Annotated in this window: 15 protein-coding genes; 8 read left to right on the plus strand and 7 right to left on the minus strand. The window is 66.1% G+C overall.

Features of this window, described 5'->3' with window-relative positions; translation table 11 throughout:
• Window positions 1–1,543: PPE family protein (locus A9X01_RS11765; RefSeq protein ID WP_155772040.1), on the minus strand; the 1,543-nt coding region annotated here is incomplete at its 3' end.
• An 872-nt stretch (window positions 1,544–2,415) separates the two neighbouring features.
• Between A9X01_RS11765 and A9X01_RS29825 the strand changes: the two genes are divergently transcribed.
• Both A9X01_RS29825 and A9X01_RS11775 read left to right on the plus strand, forming a co-directional pair.
• Window positions 2,416–2,790, plus strand: a complete 375-nt coding sequence (locus A9X01_RS29825; protein ID WP_436405262.1) for a hypothetical protein — start codon at window positions 2,416–2,418, stop codon at window positions 2,788–2,790.
• 112 nt (window positions 2,791–2,902) lie between these two features.
• The gene (locus A9X01_RS11775) at window positions 2,903–4,066 is read left to right on the plus strand and encodes an LLM class flavin-dependent oxidoreductase (protein ID WP_065034451.1); all 1,164 of its coding nucleotides are present in this window, start codon (window positions 2,903–2,905) and stop codon (window positions 4,064–4,066) included.
• Between the two features lie 61 nt (window positions 4,067–4,127).
• On the opposite strand, the gene A9X01_RS11780 is transcribed toward A9X01_RS11775, so the two are convergent.
• The gene (locus A9X01_RS11780; RefSeq protein WP_065120951.1) at window positions 4,128–4,595 is read right to left on the minus strand and encodes an SRPBCC family protein; all 468 of its coding nucleotides are present in this window, start codon (window positions 4,593–4,595) and stop codon (window positions 4,128–4,130) included.
• Window positions 4,596–4,865: 270 nt separating this feature from the next.
• Here A9X01_RS11780 and A9X01_RS11785 point away from each other — a divergent pair, with 270 nt between their 5' ends.
• The 4 genes from A9X01_RS11785 to A9X01_RS11800 all read left to right on the plus strand — a co-directional run bounded on the left by A9X01_RS11785 (window position 4,866) and on the right by A9X01_RS11800 (window position 10,098).
• Window positions 4,866–5,960, plus strand: coding sequence for a serine hydrolase domain-containing protein (locus A9X01_RS11785; protein WP_065120952.1), 1,095 nt, complete (start codon window positions 4,866–4,868; stop codon window positions 5,958–5,960).
• Window positions 5,961–6,047: 87 nt separating this feature from the next.
• Window positions 6,048–7,325 carry a lipase LipD gene (lipD, locus tag A9X01_RS11790; RefSeq protein ID WP_065120953.1) on the plus strand — a complete coding sequence of 426 codons (1,278 nt, stop codon included), beginning with the start codon at window positions 6,048–6,050 and terminating at the stop codon, window positions 7,323–7,325.
• A gap of 176 nt (window positions 7,326–7,501) precedes the next feature.
• A complete protein-coding gene (locus tag A9X01_RS11795) occupies window positions 7,502–9,331 on the plus strand; it encodes a fatty acyl-AMP ligase (RefSeq protein WP_065120954.1) in 1,830 nt (609 codons plus the stop codon).
• A complete protein-coding gene (locus A9X01_RS11800; protein ID WP_065120955.1) occupies window positions 9,331–10,098 on the plus strand; it encodes a YqjF family protein in 768 nt (255 codons plus the stop codon). The genes A9X01_RS11795 and A9X01_RS11800 overlap by 1 nt, the downstream gene beginning before the upstream one ends.
• Here A9X01_RS11800 and A9X01_RS32360 read toward each other — a convergent pair.
• Together A9X01_RS32360 and A9X01_RS11805 are read right to left on the minus strand one after the other, a co-directional pair.
• A complete protein-coding gene (locus A9X01_RS32360) occupies window positions 10,016–10,525 on the minus strand; it encodes a hypothetical protein (RefSeq protein WP_495524975.1) in 510 nt (169 codons plus the stop codon). The genes A9X01_RS11800 and A9X01_RS32360 overlap by 83 nt on opposite strands.
• Window positions 10,506–11,273, minus strand: coding sequence for an SDR family oxidoreductase (locus A9X01_RS11805; protein WP_065120956.1), 768 nt, complete (start codon window positions 11,271–11,273; stop codon window positions 10,506–10,508). The genes A9X01_RS32360 and A9X01_RS11805 overlap by 20 nt, the downstream gene beginning before the upstream one ends.
• A gap of 19 nt (window positions 11,274–11,292) precedes the next feature.
• Here A9X01_RS11805 and A9X01_RS11810 point away from each other — a divergent pair, with 19 nt between their 5' ends.
• The gene (locus tag A9X01_RS11810; protein ID WP_065120957.1) at window positions 11,293–11,769 is read left to right on the plus strand and encodes a nuclear transport factor 2 family protein; all 477 of its coding nucleotides are present in this window, start codon (window positions 11,293–11,295) and stop codon (window positions 11,767–11,769) included.
• A gap of 19 nt (window positions 11,770–11,788) precedes the next feature.
• On the opposite strand, the gene A9X01_RS11815 is transcribed toward A9X01_RS11810, so the two are convergent.
• On the minus strand, window positions 11,789–12,532 hold the full coding sequence (locus A9X01_RS11815; protein ID WP_065120958.1) for a DJ-1/PfpI family protein: 744 nt from the start codon (window positions 12,530–12,532) through the stop codon (window positions 11,789–11,791).
• Between the two features lie 24 nt (window positions 12,533–12,556).
• Window positions 12,557–13,507 carry a GlxA family transcriptional regulator gene (locus A9X01_RS11820; protein WP_065120975.1) on the minus strand — a complete coding sequence of 317 codons (951 nt, stop codon included), beginning with the start codon at window positions 13,505–13,507 and terminating at the stop codon, window positions 12,557–12,559.
• A gap of 138 nt (window positions 13,508–13,645) precedes the next feature.
• On the opposite strand from A9X01_RS11820, the gene tpx reads away from it, so the two are divergent.
• Complete coding sequence (gene tpx / locus A9X01_RS11825; protein WP_065120959.1) at window positions 13,646–14,143, plus strand: thiol peroxidase; 498 nt, start codon at window positions 13,646–13,648, stop codon at window positions 14,141–14,143.
• Here tpx and A9X01_RS29835 read toward each other — a convergent pair.
• Window positions 14,140–14,289 (minus strand): hypothetical protein, encoded by a 150-nt coding sequence (locus A9X01_RS29835; protein WP_155772042.1) that lies wholly within the window; start codon window positions 14,287–14,289, stop codon window positions 14,140–14,142. The genes tpx and A9X01_RS29835 overlap by 4 nt on opposite strands.
• Window positions 14,290–14,405: the final 116 nt, after the last annotated feature.

The following is a 14,405-nucleotide window of genomic DNA, read 5'->3' on the forward strand; positions in this document are numbered from 1 at the left end:
TCGGCAAGTTGAACGCACCCAACGCCGTCCCCGCACCAATCGAGATCGGCGGAATCGTCAAATCAGGAATCGTCAACGTCGGCAAATTAAACGCACCCAGGGCCGTCCCGGCTGGAATGGAAATCGACGGAATGTTGATCGGTGGGATGCTCAGCGCCGGCAGGTTGAACGCCGGAATGTCGATGCCGGGGATCTCCAGCGGCGGCAGCATCAAATCCGGGGTGGCCATGACGACGTTGTAACTGCCCTGGTTTACGCCGCGGTAGAACACGCCGGTGTTCGCCTGGCCCGTGTTGAAGACGCCGTTGTTCATGTCACCGAAGTTCAGCAAGCCCGTGTTGGTGTTTCCGACGTTGAGGAAGCCGGTGTTCGCCGAACCGGTGTTGAAGGAACCGGTATTCGACGCGCCCGGGTTGAGGTTCCCCATGTTGAAGCTGCCGACATTGAGCGTTCCGGTATTGGCATCCCCTACATTCAGGGCGCCAGTGTTGAACGAGCCGGTGTTGAAGAAGCCGGTGTTACCCGATCCGGCACTCCACAACCCGGTGTTGAAGCTGCCCGAGTTGCCGATGCCGAAGTTGCCGTTGCCGGAGTTGAAGAACCCGATGTTGCCGTTGCCTGAGTTGAACAGCCCGAAGTTCCCGGTGCCGGAGTTGAGCCCACCGATGCCGATCTGGCCGTCGCCGATCAGTCCGATGCCGATGTTGCCGTTACCGCTGTTACCGAACCCGATGTTGCCGATGCCGGCATTGCCGAAGCCAAAGTTGTTGGCTCCCAAGTTCCCAAGACCGAAGTTGCCGGTACCCAGGTTAGCGAAACCGAAGTTGGCCGCTCCGGAGTTGGCCCAGCCAAAGTTCGAGTTTCCGAGGTTGCCACCGCCGATATTGCTGAAGCCGAAGTTGCCGTTGCCGAGGTTTCCGCCACCGATATTGGCCAGTCCGAGGCTGATGGTGGGGACTCGCTCCGCCGTGAGGGTGGGTGTCGCGGCCGCGGCGGGCGCACCGGCAATGGCGCCGGCCAGACTTTGCAGAGGTTGGGCGAACGGCGCCAGCGCCGACGCCACAGCAGAGGCTCCGGCGTGGTAGGCCGCCATCGCCGACACATCCAGCGCCCACATCTCCTCGTAAAGCGATTCGACGGTGGCAATCGCGGGCGCGTTCTGGCCGAAAATGTTCGAAAGAACCAGTGAGACAAGGGAACTACGGTTTGCCTCCACCAACACGGTGGGCACCATTGCCAGACGAACGGCCTCGAATTCGGCGACCACGGTACTGGCTTGCACCGCTGCCCGTGCCGCCTGAGCTGCCGCCGCGCTGAGCCACCCGGCATACGGGGCGGCCGCCTCAGCCATCGCCGCAGCAGCTGGCCCTTGCCACGCTCCATTGACCAAGCCTGACGTCACCGTCTCGAAAGACGATGCTGCTGAGGCCAGCTCGTCCGCCAACTCTTCCCAAGCCGCCGCGGCCGCCAACATTGGCTCCGAGCCTGCACCGGCGGATATCAGCGCCGAGTTGATCTCCGGGGGTAGCACCGAAAAATTCATCGTCCGAACCTCTCCTGGGTGGCGTCACACCGATAACAGCTCCCGGCAACCCGCGTGCCCCCCGGCACACGCGATTGTCGTCAAGCTCGGTGTTGTAGCGGGAAAGGTACAAGCACCAATGGTCCTAAAAAGTAGACTTTATCAAAAAGTGATCTAACCGTTATTTAAAAGTTATATATTGACACTGCCCATGACCACTTACTTTACAAACCAGGTCCGGAGCAATAGTTCCGTGGGGGATGTCAAGGCGAAACGCGCGCATACAGACTCCATATATGGGGCCTACCAAAGGTTTTCAGGAAGCACGTCTGAGCGTTCGGCGGCCTTGAAGCGCCGTTCATGTTCACATATGGCGCTCACATGCAAAACAAATTGACGATTTCGTTTTCATGATTGCGTTGTCCGGATAGTCAAGAAATTCGACATCGGCACACCCTGCAAGCCCACCGGAGGCCTTGCCGATGCTGAAATACGGCGGTGCCCGCCGTGGTTTGTGCAGACCGCCGGAGGCAATCCGGATTCGCCAACAACGGAGCTGGTCTCTCGGGCTGGTTCACTGCCAACGGCCCTGGCTGCCGGGTGAATCTGGTACCGAACCTGGTGGCTTGGTCTCCGGCTTCAACCACTTCGGCGGCGGGCGGGGTGAAGAAGCCCGAAGTCGGCGCAATGGTTGTGAGGTAGCTAGGCGCCGGCGGTACGGGGAACCCAGCTTGGTAACCGCCCCGGCCGCAGTCCACCGCGGTTTCCACCCCCGGATATGGGGGTATGCGACCCCCCGCATCGTTGATGAGACGCGCTCTAGTGACGAAGTGGAGATTGGTGAGATGAGATCTGAAGCTCGGACCGCTTTTGCGGTGTTAGGTGGTGGGGCAATGCTCTGCCTGACCGTGGCCTGCGGCGGCGGCGGCGACAAATCGCCCAGCAGTAGCACCACCCCGTCATCGACAACACCCACATCGGTGTCCACGACGCTGCCCAGCGGCGCGGCGCCCTCGGAAACCGCACCGGGCGGAGCACCGGCCGGACCCACCGGCGGCGGCGGACCCGGCGGCGGAGGCGGCGGTGTGCCCGGTGGACCCACCGGCGGCGGCGGCCGCGGCGGCGGAGGCGGCGGTGTGCCCGGTGGACCCACCGGCGGCGGGGGTCCCGGCGGCGGAGGCGGCACCATTCCCGGTGTCGGCGGCGGTGGCGGCGGACCGGGCGGCGGCGGCGGTTGCGTCGGCAACGTCTGCGGCAGCATCCCCTGACGAAAGCGCTGACTGTCTGACTGACTAGGACAAGGACCGGGACCAACCCAGTCCTTGTCTACTTTTTCGTGGGGTTAGGGTTCGGTCAGCACCGATCGCAAGGGAGCCCCACATGGCGAAGCTCAGGTTCGGATATTTCATCGCCCCGTTTCACCGGGCCGGTACCAATCCCACGCTCGCCCTCCAGCGCGATCTGGAGTTCGTCGAGCATCTCGATGCCCTCGGATTCGACGAGGCTTGGATCGGCGAGCACCACTCGGCCGGCAGCGAGATCATCAGTTCACCCGAGGTCTTCATTGCGGCAGCGGCCCAGCGCGCCAAGCGAATTCGGTTCGGCACCGGAGTGATTTCGCTGTCCTACCACAACCCGCTGTGGGTGGCCGACCGGTTGATGCTGTTGGACCACCTCACCCACGGGCGCATCATCGGCGGGGTGGGACCCGGATCGCTGCCCACCGACTCAGCGATGATCGGGCTGACTCCCACCGACACCCGCGAGCTGCTCGAAACCAACCTCGACATCGTGGTTCGGCTGCTGGCCGGCGAGACCGTGTCGGCCAAGACGGCCACCCATCAACTCTTCGACGCCAAGCTGCAACTTGCGCCCTACTCCGACGGCGGGATTCCGCTGTCGGTTGCCGCGGTCGCCTCGCCGACGGGTGCCCGGCTGGCCGGCAAGCACGGCATCGGGCTGCTGTCCATCGGTGCGACGTTGGTGGTCGAGGGCTTCGATGCGCTCGCCTACCACTGGGGCATCGTCGAAGAGCGCGCCGCGGCCTTCGGCACCCAGGTCGACCGCAGCAATTGGAGCCTGGTCGGGCCGATGCACATCGCCGAGACGGACGAGCAGGCCCGCGCCGACGTCAAATTCGGCATCGAATCATGGTTCCGCTACTTCCAGAAGGTCGCCGCCTTCCCGCAGATGACAATGCCGGGAGATCAGGTCGACGAGATGATCGACATCATCAACGAGAACGGGGCGGGAGTGATCGGCACGCCCGAGCGCGCCCGCGAGCAGGTGCAGCGGTTGTGGGACCAATCCGGCGGCTTCGGGTGCATGCTGCAGATGGGCCACGAATGGGCCAATCCCGCGGCTACCAAGCGCTCCGCCGAACTGTTCGCCGCCGAAGTCATTCCGCATTTCCAGGGTCAGGCGCAACCGACCCTGGATGCGGCCGCGCGCGCCGGCCACATGCGCGACGACTTGGCGGCCACGCAGTTGCAGGCCATCGAGCACATGACCAAGAAGTATCAGCACGAGGTCGAATCGAAATAGGCATTCACGGGTGCCCAGCTAGGCATAGCCGGCCGAGCTGCAGGCCAACGACGCGTAGGCGTTATCGGGCGGTGCCCGCCTCGCGCTCGGCCGCCTTCACCAGCTTGCCGGCGAAGAAATTGACCGCCCCGCCCATCGCGGCGCGCGCCGCCGCACCCGTGCCGCGGGCCTTCTCCACGAACGACCCGCTCCAGCTGATCTCGGTGCCGCCCGACGGCGTCGGCGTCAGCACCACCTCGGCAATGTAGTCGTTGACCGGCGTGCGCGGGCCGACGAGTTTGTACACGTGCCGGCGGTCCTGCTCGTACTCGATGGTTTCCTCCTGCACGAACACCGGCCACATTCCCAGCTTGCGAACGGCCCCGACGCCGCCCGGCGCCGGGTCACCCTGGCGCACCCAACTGGACGAGACGACGATCGGCTTGGCCCAGGCCGACCAGTTCCCCCCGTCGGTAACCAGGCGGAACACCGTTGCGGGAGGCGCGCTGGTGGTCTTGTTGACTCCGAACGAGAATTTTCGACCCGACATTGCTACTCCCAAAGTGACGATCCCAAGTGACGACGGCCCAGTTGCTGCCGCGTACCCTACCGTGCCGTCGCGAACGGCCACAGTTTGCTGCGCGAGCAGACGCGGAAGCACCCGCACGCCCGGCGTGTCGGGTGCTTCCGCGTCTGCTCGCGGGTGTGGCGCACCACCGCACGCCGCCTGGCAGCGCGTAATCTTTCTCGCACCGTCACGACCGGCCCTCCCATCCACTAGGGCCGTCCGGCCAGCCGAAGGACAGGTTCGAGCAGACAATTGAATTCCCCGTCACCGGGCGCCCGCAGGATATCCGCGCTGGCTGCCGCGCTCCTGTTGGCAGCGTGCACCGCTCACGGCGCGCACAACTCCGCACCGGCCACCAGCGCGACAACGTCGTCGGCGAAGGCGAGCAGCAGCCAGAACGTTCTGGACTCCGCGGTCAAGCCCGACGGGCCGGGCTGCTCGGCTGCCATCGGCATCGAGGGCAAGGTCGCCTGGACCGGGGTGGCCGGACTGGCAAACCTGGCGATCGGCGCCAAGATCACCACGGACACCGTCTTCGACATCGCCTCGGTGTCCAAGCAGTTCACCGCGACCGCGATCCTGCTACTGGCCGATTCCGGCAAGCTCACCCTCAACGACTCACTAGCCCAATACATGCCAGAGATGCCCCCGTGGGCAGCCGGCGTCACCCTCGCGCAGATGATGCATCAGACCAGCGGGATTCCCGACTACATCGGACTGCTGCAGGACCAGGGTTTCAGCTACGCCGACCGCACCACGCAAGCCCAGGCGTTGCAGGCCCTGGTCGGCGCGCCGGAATTGGTGTTCAAGCCCGGCGCCCGTTACCAGTACTCCAACTCGAACTATTTGCTGCTCGGCGAGATCGTGCACCGGGTGTCCGGGCAACCGCTGCCTGACTACCTGCGCACCCAGATCTTCGAGCCGCTGGGTCTGACCATGGTGATGGACCCCGTGGCAAGCATCCCGAACAAGGCGCTGTCGTACACCGGTGACGGCCGGGTCGCCGATGCGAAATGGGAGCAGATCGGCGACGGCGGCATTCAGACCACCCCATCGGAATTGGTGCGCTGGGCCGACAATTACCGCACCGGCAAGGTGGGGGGACCCCAGCTCCTGGATGCGCAACTGGCCGGCGCGGTGCCAACCGAACCCGGCGGCGGCGACCGCTATGGCGCCGGCATCTTCTCGCTCGCCAATGGCATGCTCGACCACGACGGCGGCTGGGCGGGGTTCGTCAGTGCGTTCCGCGTCAGCAGCGACCGACGCACCGCGGTCGCGATCAGTTGCAACGTCGACAACCAGGACCCCGAAGCCCTTGCCGACGCACTGGGCCACATTTGGATGTAGCCGACGTCGTGGATGTAGCCCGACGCCGGCAAACAAAATCGCGATTCCTCTGCCCTTGTCGCCGGGGGAGCTGTAATCATTCACGGTATGGCGCAACCGTCCGTTCTCACCGCCGACAATGGGCTTCCTTCCGGAGTGCAGGGAGCCTGCGACTCACGCTTCCTGAATGTGATCCGCGCATTCGCGGGGCTATACCCCGGACGCATGTTCGGCGGCGGAGCGCTGTCGGTCTACATCGACGGCCGGCAGGTGGTCGATGTGTGGACGGGATACTCCGACCGCAAGGGCGACGTGCCCTGGACCGCCGACACCGGCGCCATGGTGTTTTCCGCGACAAAAGGGTTGGCGGCCACCATCATTCATCTGCTCGTCGACCGTGGGTTGCTTGCCTACGACGAGCCGGTCGCCACGTACTGGCCCGAGTTCGGGGCCAACGGCAAGGACGAGATCACCGTGAGCGACGTGTTGCGGCATCGCGCGGGACTGTCCCACCTCAAAGGCGTCGACAAAGACACCATCATGGACCACCTGCGCATGGAGGAACGGTTGGCCGCAGCCCCGGTGGACCACGCGCACGGCAAGATGGCCTACCACGCCATCACCTACGGATGGCTGCTGTCCGGGCTGGCCCGCGCGGTGACCGGCAAAGGGATGCGAGAACTGTTCCGTGAGGAACTCGCGCGCCCGCTGAACACCGACGGTCTGCACCTGGGGCGCCCGCCGGCCGATTCACCCACCAAGGCCGCGCTGACGCTGTTGCCTCAGGCGAAGATCCCGACCCCGCTGCTGGACTTCATCGCGCCCAAGGTGGCGGGGCTGTCGTTCTCGGGACTGCTCGGATCCATTTACTTCCCGGGCATCATGGGCATGCTGCAGGATGACATGCCGTTCCTCGACGGTGAGCTGCCGGCGGTCAACGGGGTGGTGACCGCGCGGGCGTTGGCCAAAACGTATGCGGTGATGGCCAACGACGGCGTGATCGACGACACCAGGCTGCTGTCGTCGGAAGCTGTGGCCGGTATGAAGGGCAAAGCCGAGCTGTGGCCGGATCTGAACCTCGGTCTGCCGTTCACCTACCACCAGGGTTACCAATCATCGCCGGTGCCAGGCTTTTTGGAGGGCTACGGCCACATCGGGCTCGGCGGTACCGTCGGTTGGGCCGATCCGGAATCTGGCAGCTCGTTCGGCTACGTGCACAACCGGCTGCTGACGCTGCTGCTGTTTGACGTCGGGTCATTCGCCGGGCTGGCCCCGCTGCTGACCAATGCCGTCAACGCGGCGCGCAATGAGGGACCGTTGGAGGTGCCGCACTTCGGTGCGCCGTTCTACGACCCGGACGAGCAGGAACCCGCCGCGGGGGAGTAACGGGCGACCCGGCAGCTGCGCGAGCGTGCGCAGTTGGACGGCGACACGCCGGTGCGGGTGGCATTGTGCGCACCCTCGTCACGCCGAAAACATGGCCGGACCCGCCCGCCGAGAGGTAACCAGAACCACACCCGCGGACGCCCGGCGAGCCTCGACAAGGTTTATAGACTGCGGTCATGAATGGCGGAGCCCGGTCCGGGCAGGCAGTGCGCGAAGGCCTGCTGCAGATCGAGGACTGCCTGGACGCCGACGGCAACATCGCGTTGCCACCGGAAACCACGCTGATCTCGTTGATCGACCGCAACATCAAATACGTCGGCGAGGAGATCGCGTATCGCTTCCTCGACTACACCGGATCGGGGGAGGGCCGCGCCCTCGAAGTGAGCTGGGACCGGTTCGGGGTCCGGCTGCGCGCCATCAGCGCACAGATCCAGCAGCTGGCCGGTCCCGGTGACCGGGTGGCCATCCTGGCGCCACAGAGCATCGACTGGGTGGCCGGCTACTACGCCGCGATCAAAGCCGGCTCCGTGGCGGTGCCGCTGTTCGCCCCCGAACTGCCTGGCCATGCCGAACGCCTGCAGACGGCGCTGCGGGATTCGCGGCCGTCGGTCGTCCTCACCACCGCCGCGGCCCGGGCGGGCATCGAAGATTTCCTGGGCACGCTTCCCGACCTGCCCAAGCCCGCGGTGCTCGTCATCGACGAGATACCCGACTCGGCGCAGGAGTCGTTCGTCCCCGTCCACCTGGATATGGACGCCGTGTCCTATCTGCAGTACACCTCGGGAGCGACCCGCCCGCCGATCGGCGTCGAGATCACCCATCGAGCGGTCGCCACCAACCTGGCCCAGATGATCCTGTCGATCGACCTGCTGAACCGAAACACCCACGGCGTCAGCTGGTTACCGCTCTACCACGACATGGGCCTGTCGATGATCGGCTTTCCCACGGTGTACGGCGGACACACCACGCTGATGTCGCCGACCGCGTTCGTGCGGCGGCCGCAGCGGTGGATCCAGGCGCTGTCGGACGGGTCGCGTTCCGGACAGGTGGTGACCGCGGCGCCGAACTTCGCCTATGAATGGGCGGCCCAACGGGGACGCCCCGCCGACGGCGACGACATCGATCTGAGCAATGTCGTGCTGATCATCGGTTCGGAGCCGGTCAGCATCGATGCGGTCGACGCGTTCAACAATGCGTTCGCGCCCTTCGGATTACCGCGCACGGCGTTCAAACCCTCCTATGGCATCGCCGAGGCGACGCTGATGATCGCCACGATCGACCACGACGCCCAGACGTCCGTGGTGTATCTGGACCGCGAGCGGCTGGGAGCGGGCGAGGCCGTCCTGGTCGCCGCGGATGACCCGAAGGCCATGGTCCACGTGTCGTGCGGCCAACCCGCGCGAAGCCTGTGGGCGGTGATTGTCGATCCCGACACCGGTGCCGAGTTGCCGGACGGCCGGGTGGGCGAACCATGGCTGCAGGGCGACAACGTCGGGCGCGGCTACTGGGGCCGGCCCGAACAGACCCGCGCGACTTTCGGCGCCGAACTGCGATCGGTGCTGCCGGACGGCAGTCACGCCGCCGGCGCGCGGATTGACGGAAACTGGTTGCGCACCGGCGATTTGGCGGTGTATCTGGATGGCGAGATCTATGTCGTCGGCCGGATCGCCGACCTGGTGACGATCGACGGACAGAACCACTACCCGCAGGACATCGAGGCCACCGTCGCGGCCGCCTCGCCGATGGTGCGCAAGGGATATGTCACCGCGTTCGCGGTGCCCGAGGCTGATGGTCAAGGCCTGGTGGTCATCGCCGAGCGCGCGACGGGCACCAGCCGCGCCGACCCGCAACCCGCCATCGAGGCGATCCGGGCCGCCGTGCGGGCACGACACGGGTTGTCCGTCGCCGACGTGCGCTTCCTGCCCGCGGGCGCGATCCCACGCACTACCAGCGGGAAACTGGCGCGCGTCGCGTGCCGGACCGCCTACCTCGACGGCAGCCTCTGATGTCGGACATCCCGTCCGCTGCGGAGCCCGGTGGGGCTCTGGAACTGGCGGGATACCCGGTCATCCCACCGCCCCTGCCCCGCCCGATCACCTCCGACCAGCACTGGTCCGACCTGACCTTCGTGCACTGGCCGGTCACCCCCGAGAGCGTGGCGCATCTCTACCCGCCCGGGACGCGTCCCGACGTCTTCGCCAACGGAATCACCTACGTCGGACTGGTCCCGTTCGCCATGACCGGCACGAAACTCGGCACCGCGGTACCGCTTCCGTACTTCGGCCGGTTCCTCGAGACGAACATCCGGCTGTACTCGATCGACGACGCCGGGCGCCACGGGGTGCTGTTCCGGTCGCTCGAGACCGCCCGGTTGGCGGTCGTGCCGGTGACCCGGATCGGTCTGGGCATCCCGTACACCTGGGCGAAAATGCGAATGACCCGGTCGGGCAACCAAATCACCTACCACAGTGTGCGACGCTGGCCGCGACGCGGCCTGCGTAACCTGGTGACCGTCAATGTCGGAGAGGTGATCGAGCCGACGCCGCTGGAGGTGTGGCTCACCGCCCGCTGGGGCGCCCACACCCGTAAGGCGGGCCGCACGTGGTGGGTCCCCAATGAACACGACGCCTGGCCGCTGCGCGCGGCCGAGGTCACCGAACTGCACTCCGAACTCGTCGCCGCGGCGGGTGTCACGCCGTGCGGCGATCGGCTGCGGGCGGTGTATTCCGCCGGCGTTCGAACATTTTTCGGCCGGCCCTGCCCGGTTCAGTAGGACAGCACGCGGAAATGCCCACGGGGGCAGTTGCCTTCGATGCCGCTGAACGGGTCGTCCTCAATTCCCGCCAGTCCCAGTGCTTCCCGCAGTAGCACGCCGGGCAGTCGGGACAGTGAAAGGGCGCGTAGGCGTAGCCCATTCGGTAGAGCGCCGCGGCGTCGGCGTCCGCGATCGCGTACCCAAGCCATTCCACGCTCTCGCTGGCCACGGGGTGCGTGGCGGCGCCGAAGAACGTGTCCACCCAGAGTGCCGCCTGCCGCCCGGGCCGTTCCAGCACGTCGAGTTCGACCAGCGCCTGTAGCGCCGGCCTGGTGTCGTCCGCCACCGCGTCGGCAGGGGTGACGAACCGGACGCTGCCCGCCGGTTCGCCGCAGACGGCGCAAGGAAATTCGGCCGCGCCCGGCTCAGGGGCAGGTGTAGCCACCGTCGATCACCACATCGGAGCCGGTCATGTAGCTCGAAGCCGCGCTGGCCAGGTAGAGGTAAAGACCGGTGAGTTCCTCGGGCCGGCCGATCCGACCCATCGGGATCTTCGGCTCCCACTGGCGGTGATACTCCGCCAAAGGTTCGACGAGTTCGGTGAGGATATAGCCCGGACTGACGGCGTTGACCCGAATGTCATACGGGGCGAACTCGACCGCCATCGCTTTGGTCAGGTGAATGACCGCCGCCTTGGAGGTGCAGTAGTGGCCCACCTGCTGCGGAATGTTGATGATGTGGCCCGACATCGAGGCAGTGGTGATGATCGACCCGCCCCGTCCCTGGCTGACCATCGTCCGCGCCGTGGCCTGCGCGGTCAGGAAGACGCCGGTCACATTCGTGCTCTGGATCCGCTCGAACTCCTCGAGCGACATCTCCAGCATCGGCGTCACCGACACGATGCCGGCATTGCACACGGCGATGTCGATGCCACCCAGCTCCGCGACGACCGTGTCGACCATGGCGCGCACCTGCTCTTCGCGGGTGACATCACAGGCAATGGGCACCGCCCGCCCGCCGGCCGCCGCGATCTCGTCGGCCAATTGCTCCAGCGCATCCAAATGCCTTGCCGCAATTGCGACTTCGGCACCGGCCTCGACGTAAGCCAGGGCAACCTTCTTGCCGATGCCGGTGGACGCGCCCGTCACCAGGGCCGTCTTGCCGCGCAGGTCGAACAGGTCCAAGACGCTCATACGCTCTAGTGTGTCCGGTATGGGCAAGTTCGCCAAAATAGAGATCGAAGAAGCCGTCAACCACTACACCGAAGTCGCCGCGGGCTGTTCCGCGTCCGGGGACTGGCGCCCGTTCGCGGACCTCTTCACCGAAGACGTCGTCTACACCGAACACCACTACGGGGTCTTCCACGGCCGTGAGGCGGTGCGCGAGTGGATCGTCGACGTCATGGCGCCGTTTCCGCACATGCGGTTTCCGTCGGAGTGGATCGCCTACGACGAGGACAACGACGCCGTCGTCATCATGATCAAGAACCTCCTCGACCATCCGACCGATCCGAACGGCGAACCGTTCTGGTTCCCGAACTGGACCCGGCTGGTCTACGCCGGTGACGGATTGTTCTCGAGCGAAGAGGACATCTACAACCCGAACCGCGATGCGCCGCGGGTGGTCGCGGAGTGGATGCGCGCGGGCGGCAAGCTTGCCACCGACAAAATCCCCGCACCCAAGTCCTGACCGGATACGGGACCCGGTTCTAGATCGAATTACCCACCAGTTGCCGCTTGCGGCGGCGGGATCGAACCGCCGAGATCGCCTGGTCCCAGGCCATCAGCGTGGCGGCCTTGAGGTTGGCCGGCTTCAGGCTGTCCTTGGACAACAAGGCGGTGGCGGCGGCCTTGGTGCTCACCGATGCCTTGGACATGTGGCCCGAGTCGAACGGTGGCTGTGGATCGTATTCGATGGCCAGCTGGATCGCTTTCGCGCGGGCCTCGCCGCCGATCTGCCCGGCGAGCCATAGCCCGAGGTCAATGCCCGCCGATACCCCGGCGCTGGTGATTACCTTGTCCTGGTGCACGATTCGCTCGTCATCCACCGGAATGACGCCGAACGTCTTCAGTACCGGCAGCGCGACCCAGTGCGAGGTGGCGCGCTTGTCCCGCAGCAACCCGGCGGCGGCCAGGATCACCGAGCCCGAGCACACCGAGGTGGTCCAGGTCGCGGTCTGATGGACCTGACGCAGCCACTCGAGCAGTTGCTCGTCGCGGGCATGCACCGGAGTCGCCGGGCCACCCGGCACCAGAACCACGTCGGGCGAAGGCGTTTCGGCCAGGGAGTGGGTCGCGCCCAATACCAGCACCCCGGAGTCGGCCGTGATCGGTCCGGGTTCGTGCCAGACGAACCGCACCTCAGCGTCCGGCAATTGGCGCAACACCTCATAAGGGCCGATCATGTCCAGGGCGGTGAACCCCGGGTAGGCCACGAAGGCGATCTGGGTCATCGGTGTGCTCCTCACTGGTGGTTATCAGGCGAAAGCCTTGCGGTACTGATCGGGCGGGATGCCGATCCGGCGAATGAAGTTGCGGCGCATCGTTTCCGCGGTACCGAAACCGCAGCGCGAGGCGATCGCAACCACCGTGTCGTCGGTCTCTTCCAGTTGCCGGCGCGCGGCTTCGGTGCGGATGCGTTCCACGTACTGGCCCGGCGCCTCACCGACCTCTTCGGTGAACACCCGGGTGAAATGGCGTGGGCTCATCGCGGCCCGCCGGGCCAGTTCCTCCACGCTGTGCACCCCACCGGGTTCGGACTCGATGGCTTCCTGGACATCACGGATGGACGGCCGCTTGGCTCGCGGCATCCAGACCGGCGCGGCGAACTGCGTCTGTCCGCCGGGGCGGCGCAGGTAGAGCACCAGCCAGCGGGCCACCGTCTGGGCAACCTCGGTGCCGTGGTCGTCCTCGACCAGCGACAGGGCGAGGTCGATCCCCGAGGTGACACCCGCGGCGGTCCAGATCCGCTCACCACTGCGCAGGAAGATCGGGTCGGGGTCGACGTCGATGGACGGGAATTCCTCGGCCAACCGGTCGGCGAAGGCCCAGTGGGTGGTGACGCGCTGGCCGTCGAGCAGTCCCGCCTCGGCGGCCAGGAACGCGCCCGTGCAAACGGTGACAACGCGACGCGCCGATCGGGAGATCGCCTTCACCCAGTCGATGAACTCCCGGTCGGTGCGCGTCGCATCGATCCCGGCGCCACCGGGCAGCACGACGGTGTCGACCGGTTCTCGAGGGTCGGGGAGTGGCGCCGCGTTGAAGCTGAGGCCGGTCGGGGTGCTCACGGGCTGTCCGCCGGGAGAGGCAACGACCACCTCGTAGCCACCTTTGGTCAACAGTGCAGCGCCGGTGAAGACCTCATACGGTCCCACCACGTCGAGCGCCTGCACACCGGGGAAGCCGGCGATGACCACCTTACGAGCCATGCAGCCAGTCTCGGCCACCATTGTCGTGGCGTCTACGACCTGTATCCCACAAATTAGGACATCGCGCGACGGCGCGGCAGCGGGTTCGACGCCGGACCCGGGCAAGGACCGCGCTGCGCTTCTTGGCAGACTGTGCGCATGGCACAGATAACCTTGCGCGGAAATGCGATCAACACCGTCGGCGAGCTTCCCGCCGTTGGGTCCCCGGCCCCTGCCTTCACGCTGACCGGCGACGACCTGGGCCCGGTCAGTAAGGACCAGTTCGACGGGAAAGCTGTGCTGCTGAACATCTTTCCGTCGGTGGACACCCCGGTGTGCGCGACCAGCGTGCGGACCTTCAATGAGCGGGTCGCCGGGACCGGTGCAGCCGTGGTGTGCGTGTCCAAAGACCTGCCGTTCGCACAGAAGCGATTCTGCGGCGCCGAGGGCATCGAGAACGTCAACGTCGCATCCGCGTTCCGGGACAGCTTCGGCGAGGACTACGGCGTCACCATCGCCGACGGCCCGATGGCGGGTCTGCTGGCCCGTGCGGTCGTGGTGATCGGTCCCGACGGCAACGTCGTGCACACCGAGCTGGTGCCGGAGATCGCACAGGAACCCGACTACGACGCCGCGCTCGGCGCCCTCAAGTCCTAACCCGGTAGCGCCGCGCAGACCGCCGCACGAAGCTCGAGCGGCGGCTGGGCGCTGACCGGGCAGCCCGCGAGCATGAACCCGCCGACGGCCGTCATCACCACGCCCAAAGCCACCCGGACCGCCAGCGTTCTCTGTTTGTCGGTCATCTCGGCTCCTCGGGTCGGTTGCAGCGAAATGCTAGCGTCGCGGCCACCCGCCGGGAATAGCTGTTTCGAAATTGCTGGGAACTTCTTATATATCCAGTGAAACTCGAAAGGCGTTG

This window comes from Mycobacterium asiaticum, from assembly GCF_001668675.1.
Lineage (GTDB): Bacteria > Actinomycetota > Actinomycetes > Mycobacteriales > Mycobacteriaceae > Mycobacterium > Mycobacterium asiaticum_D.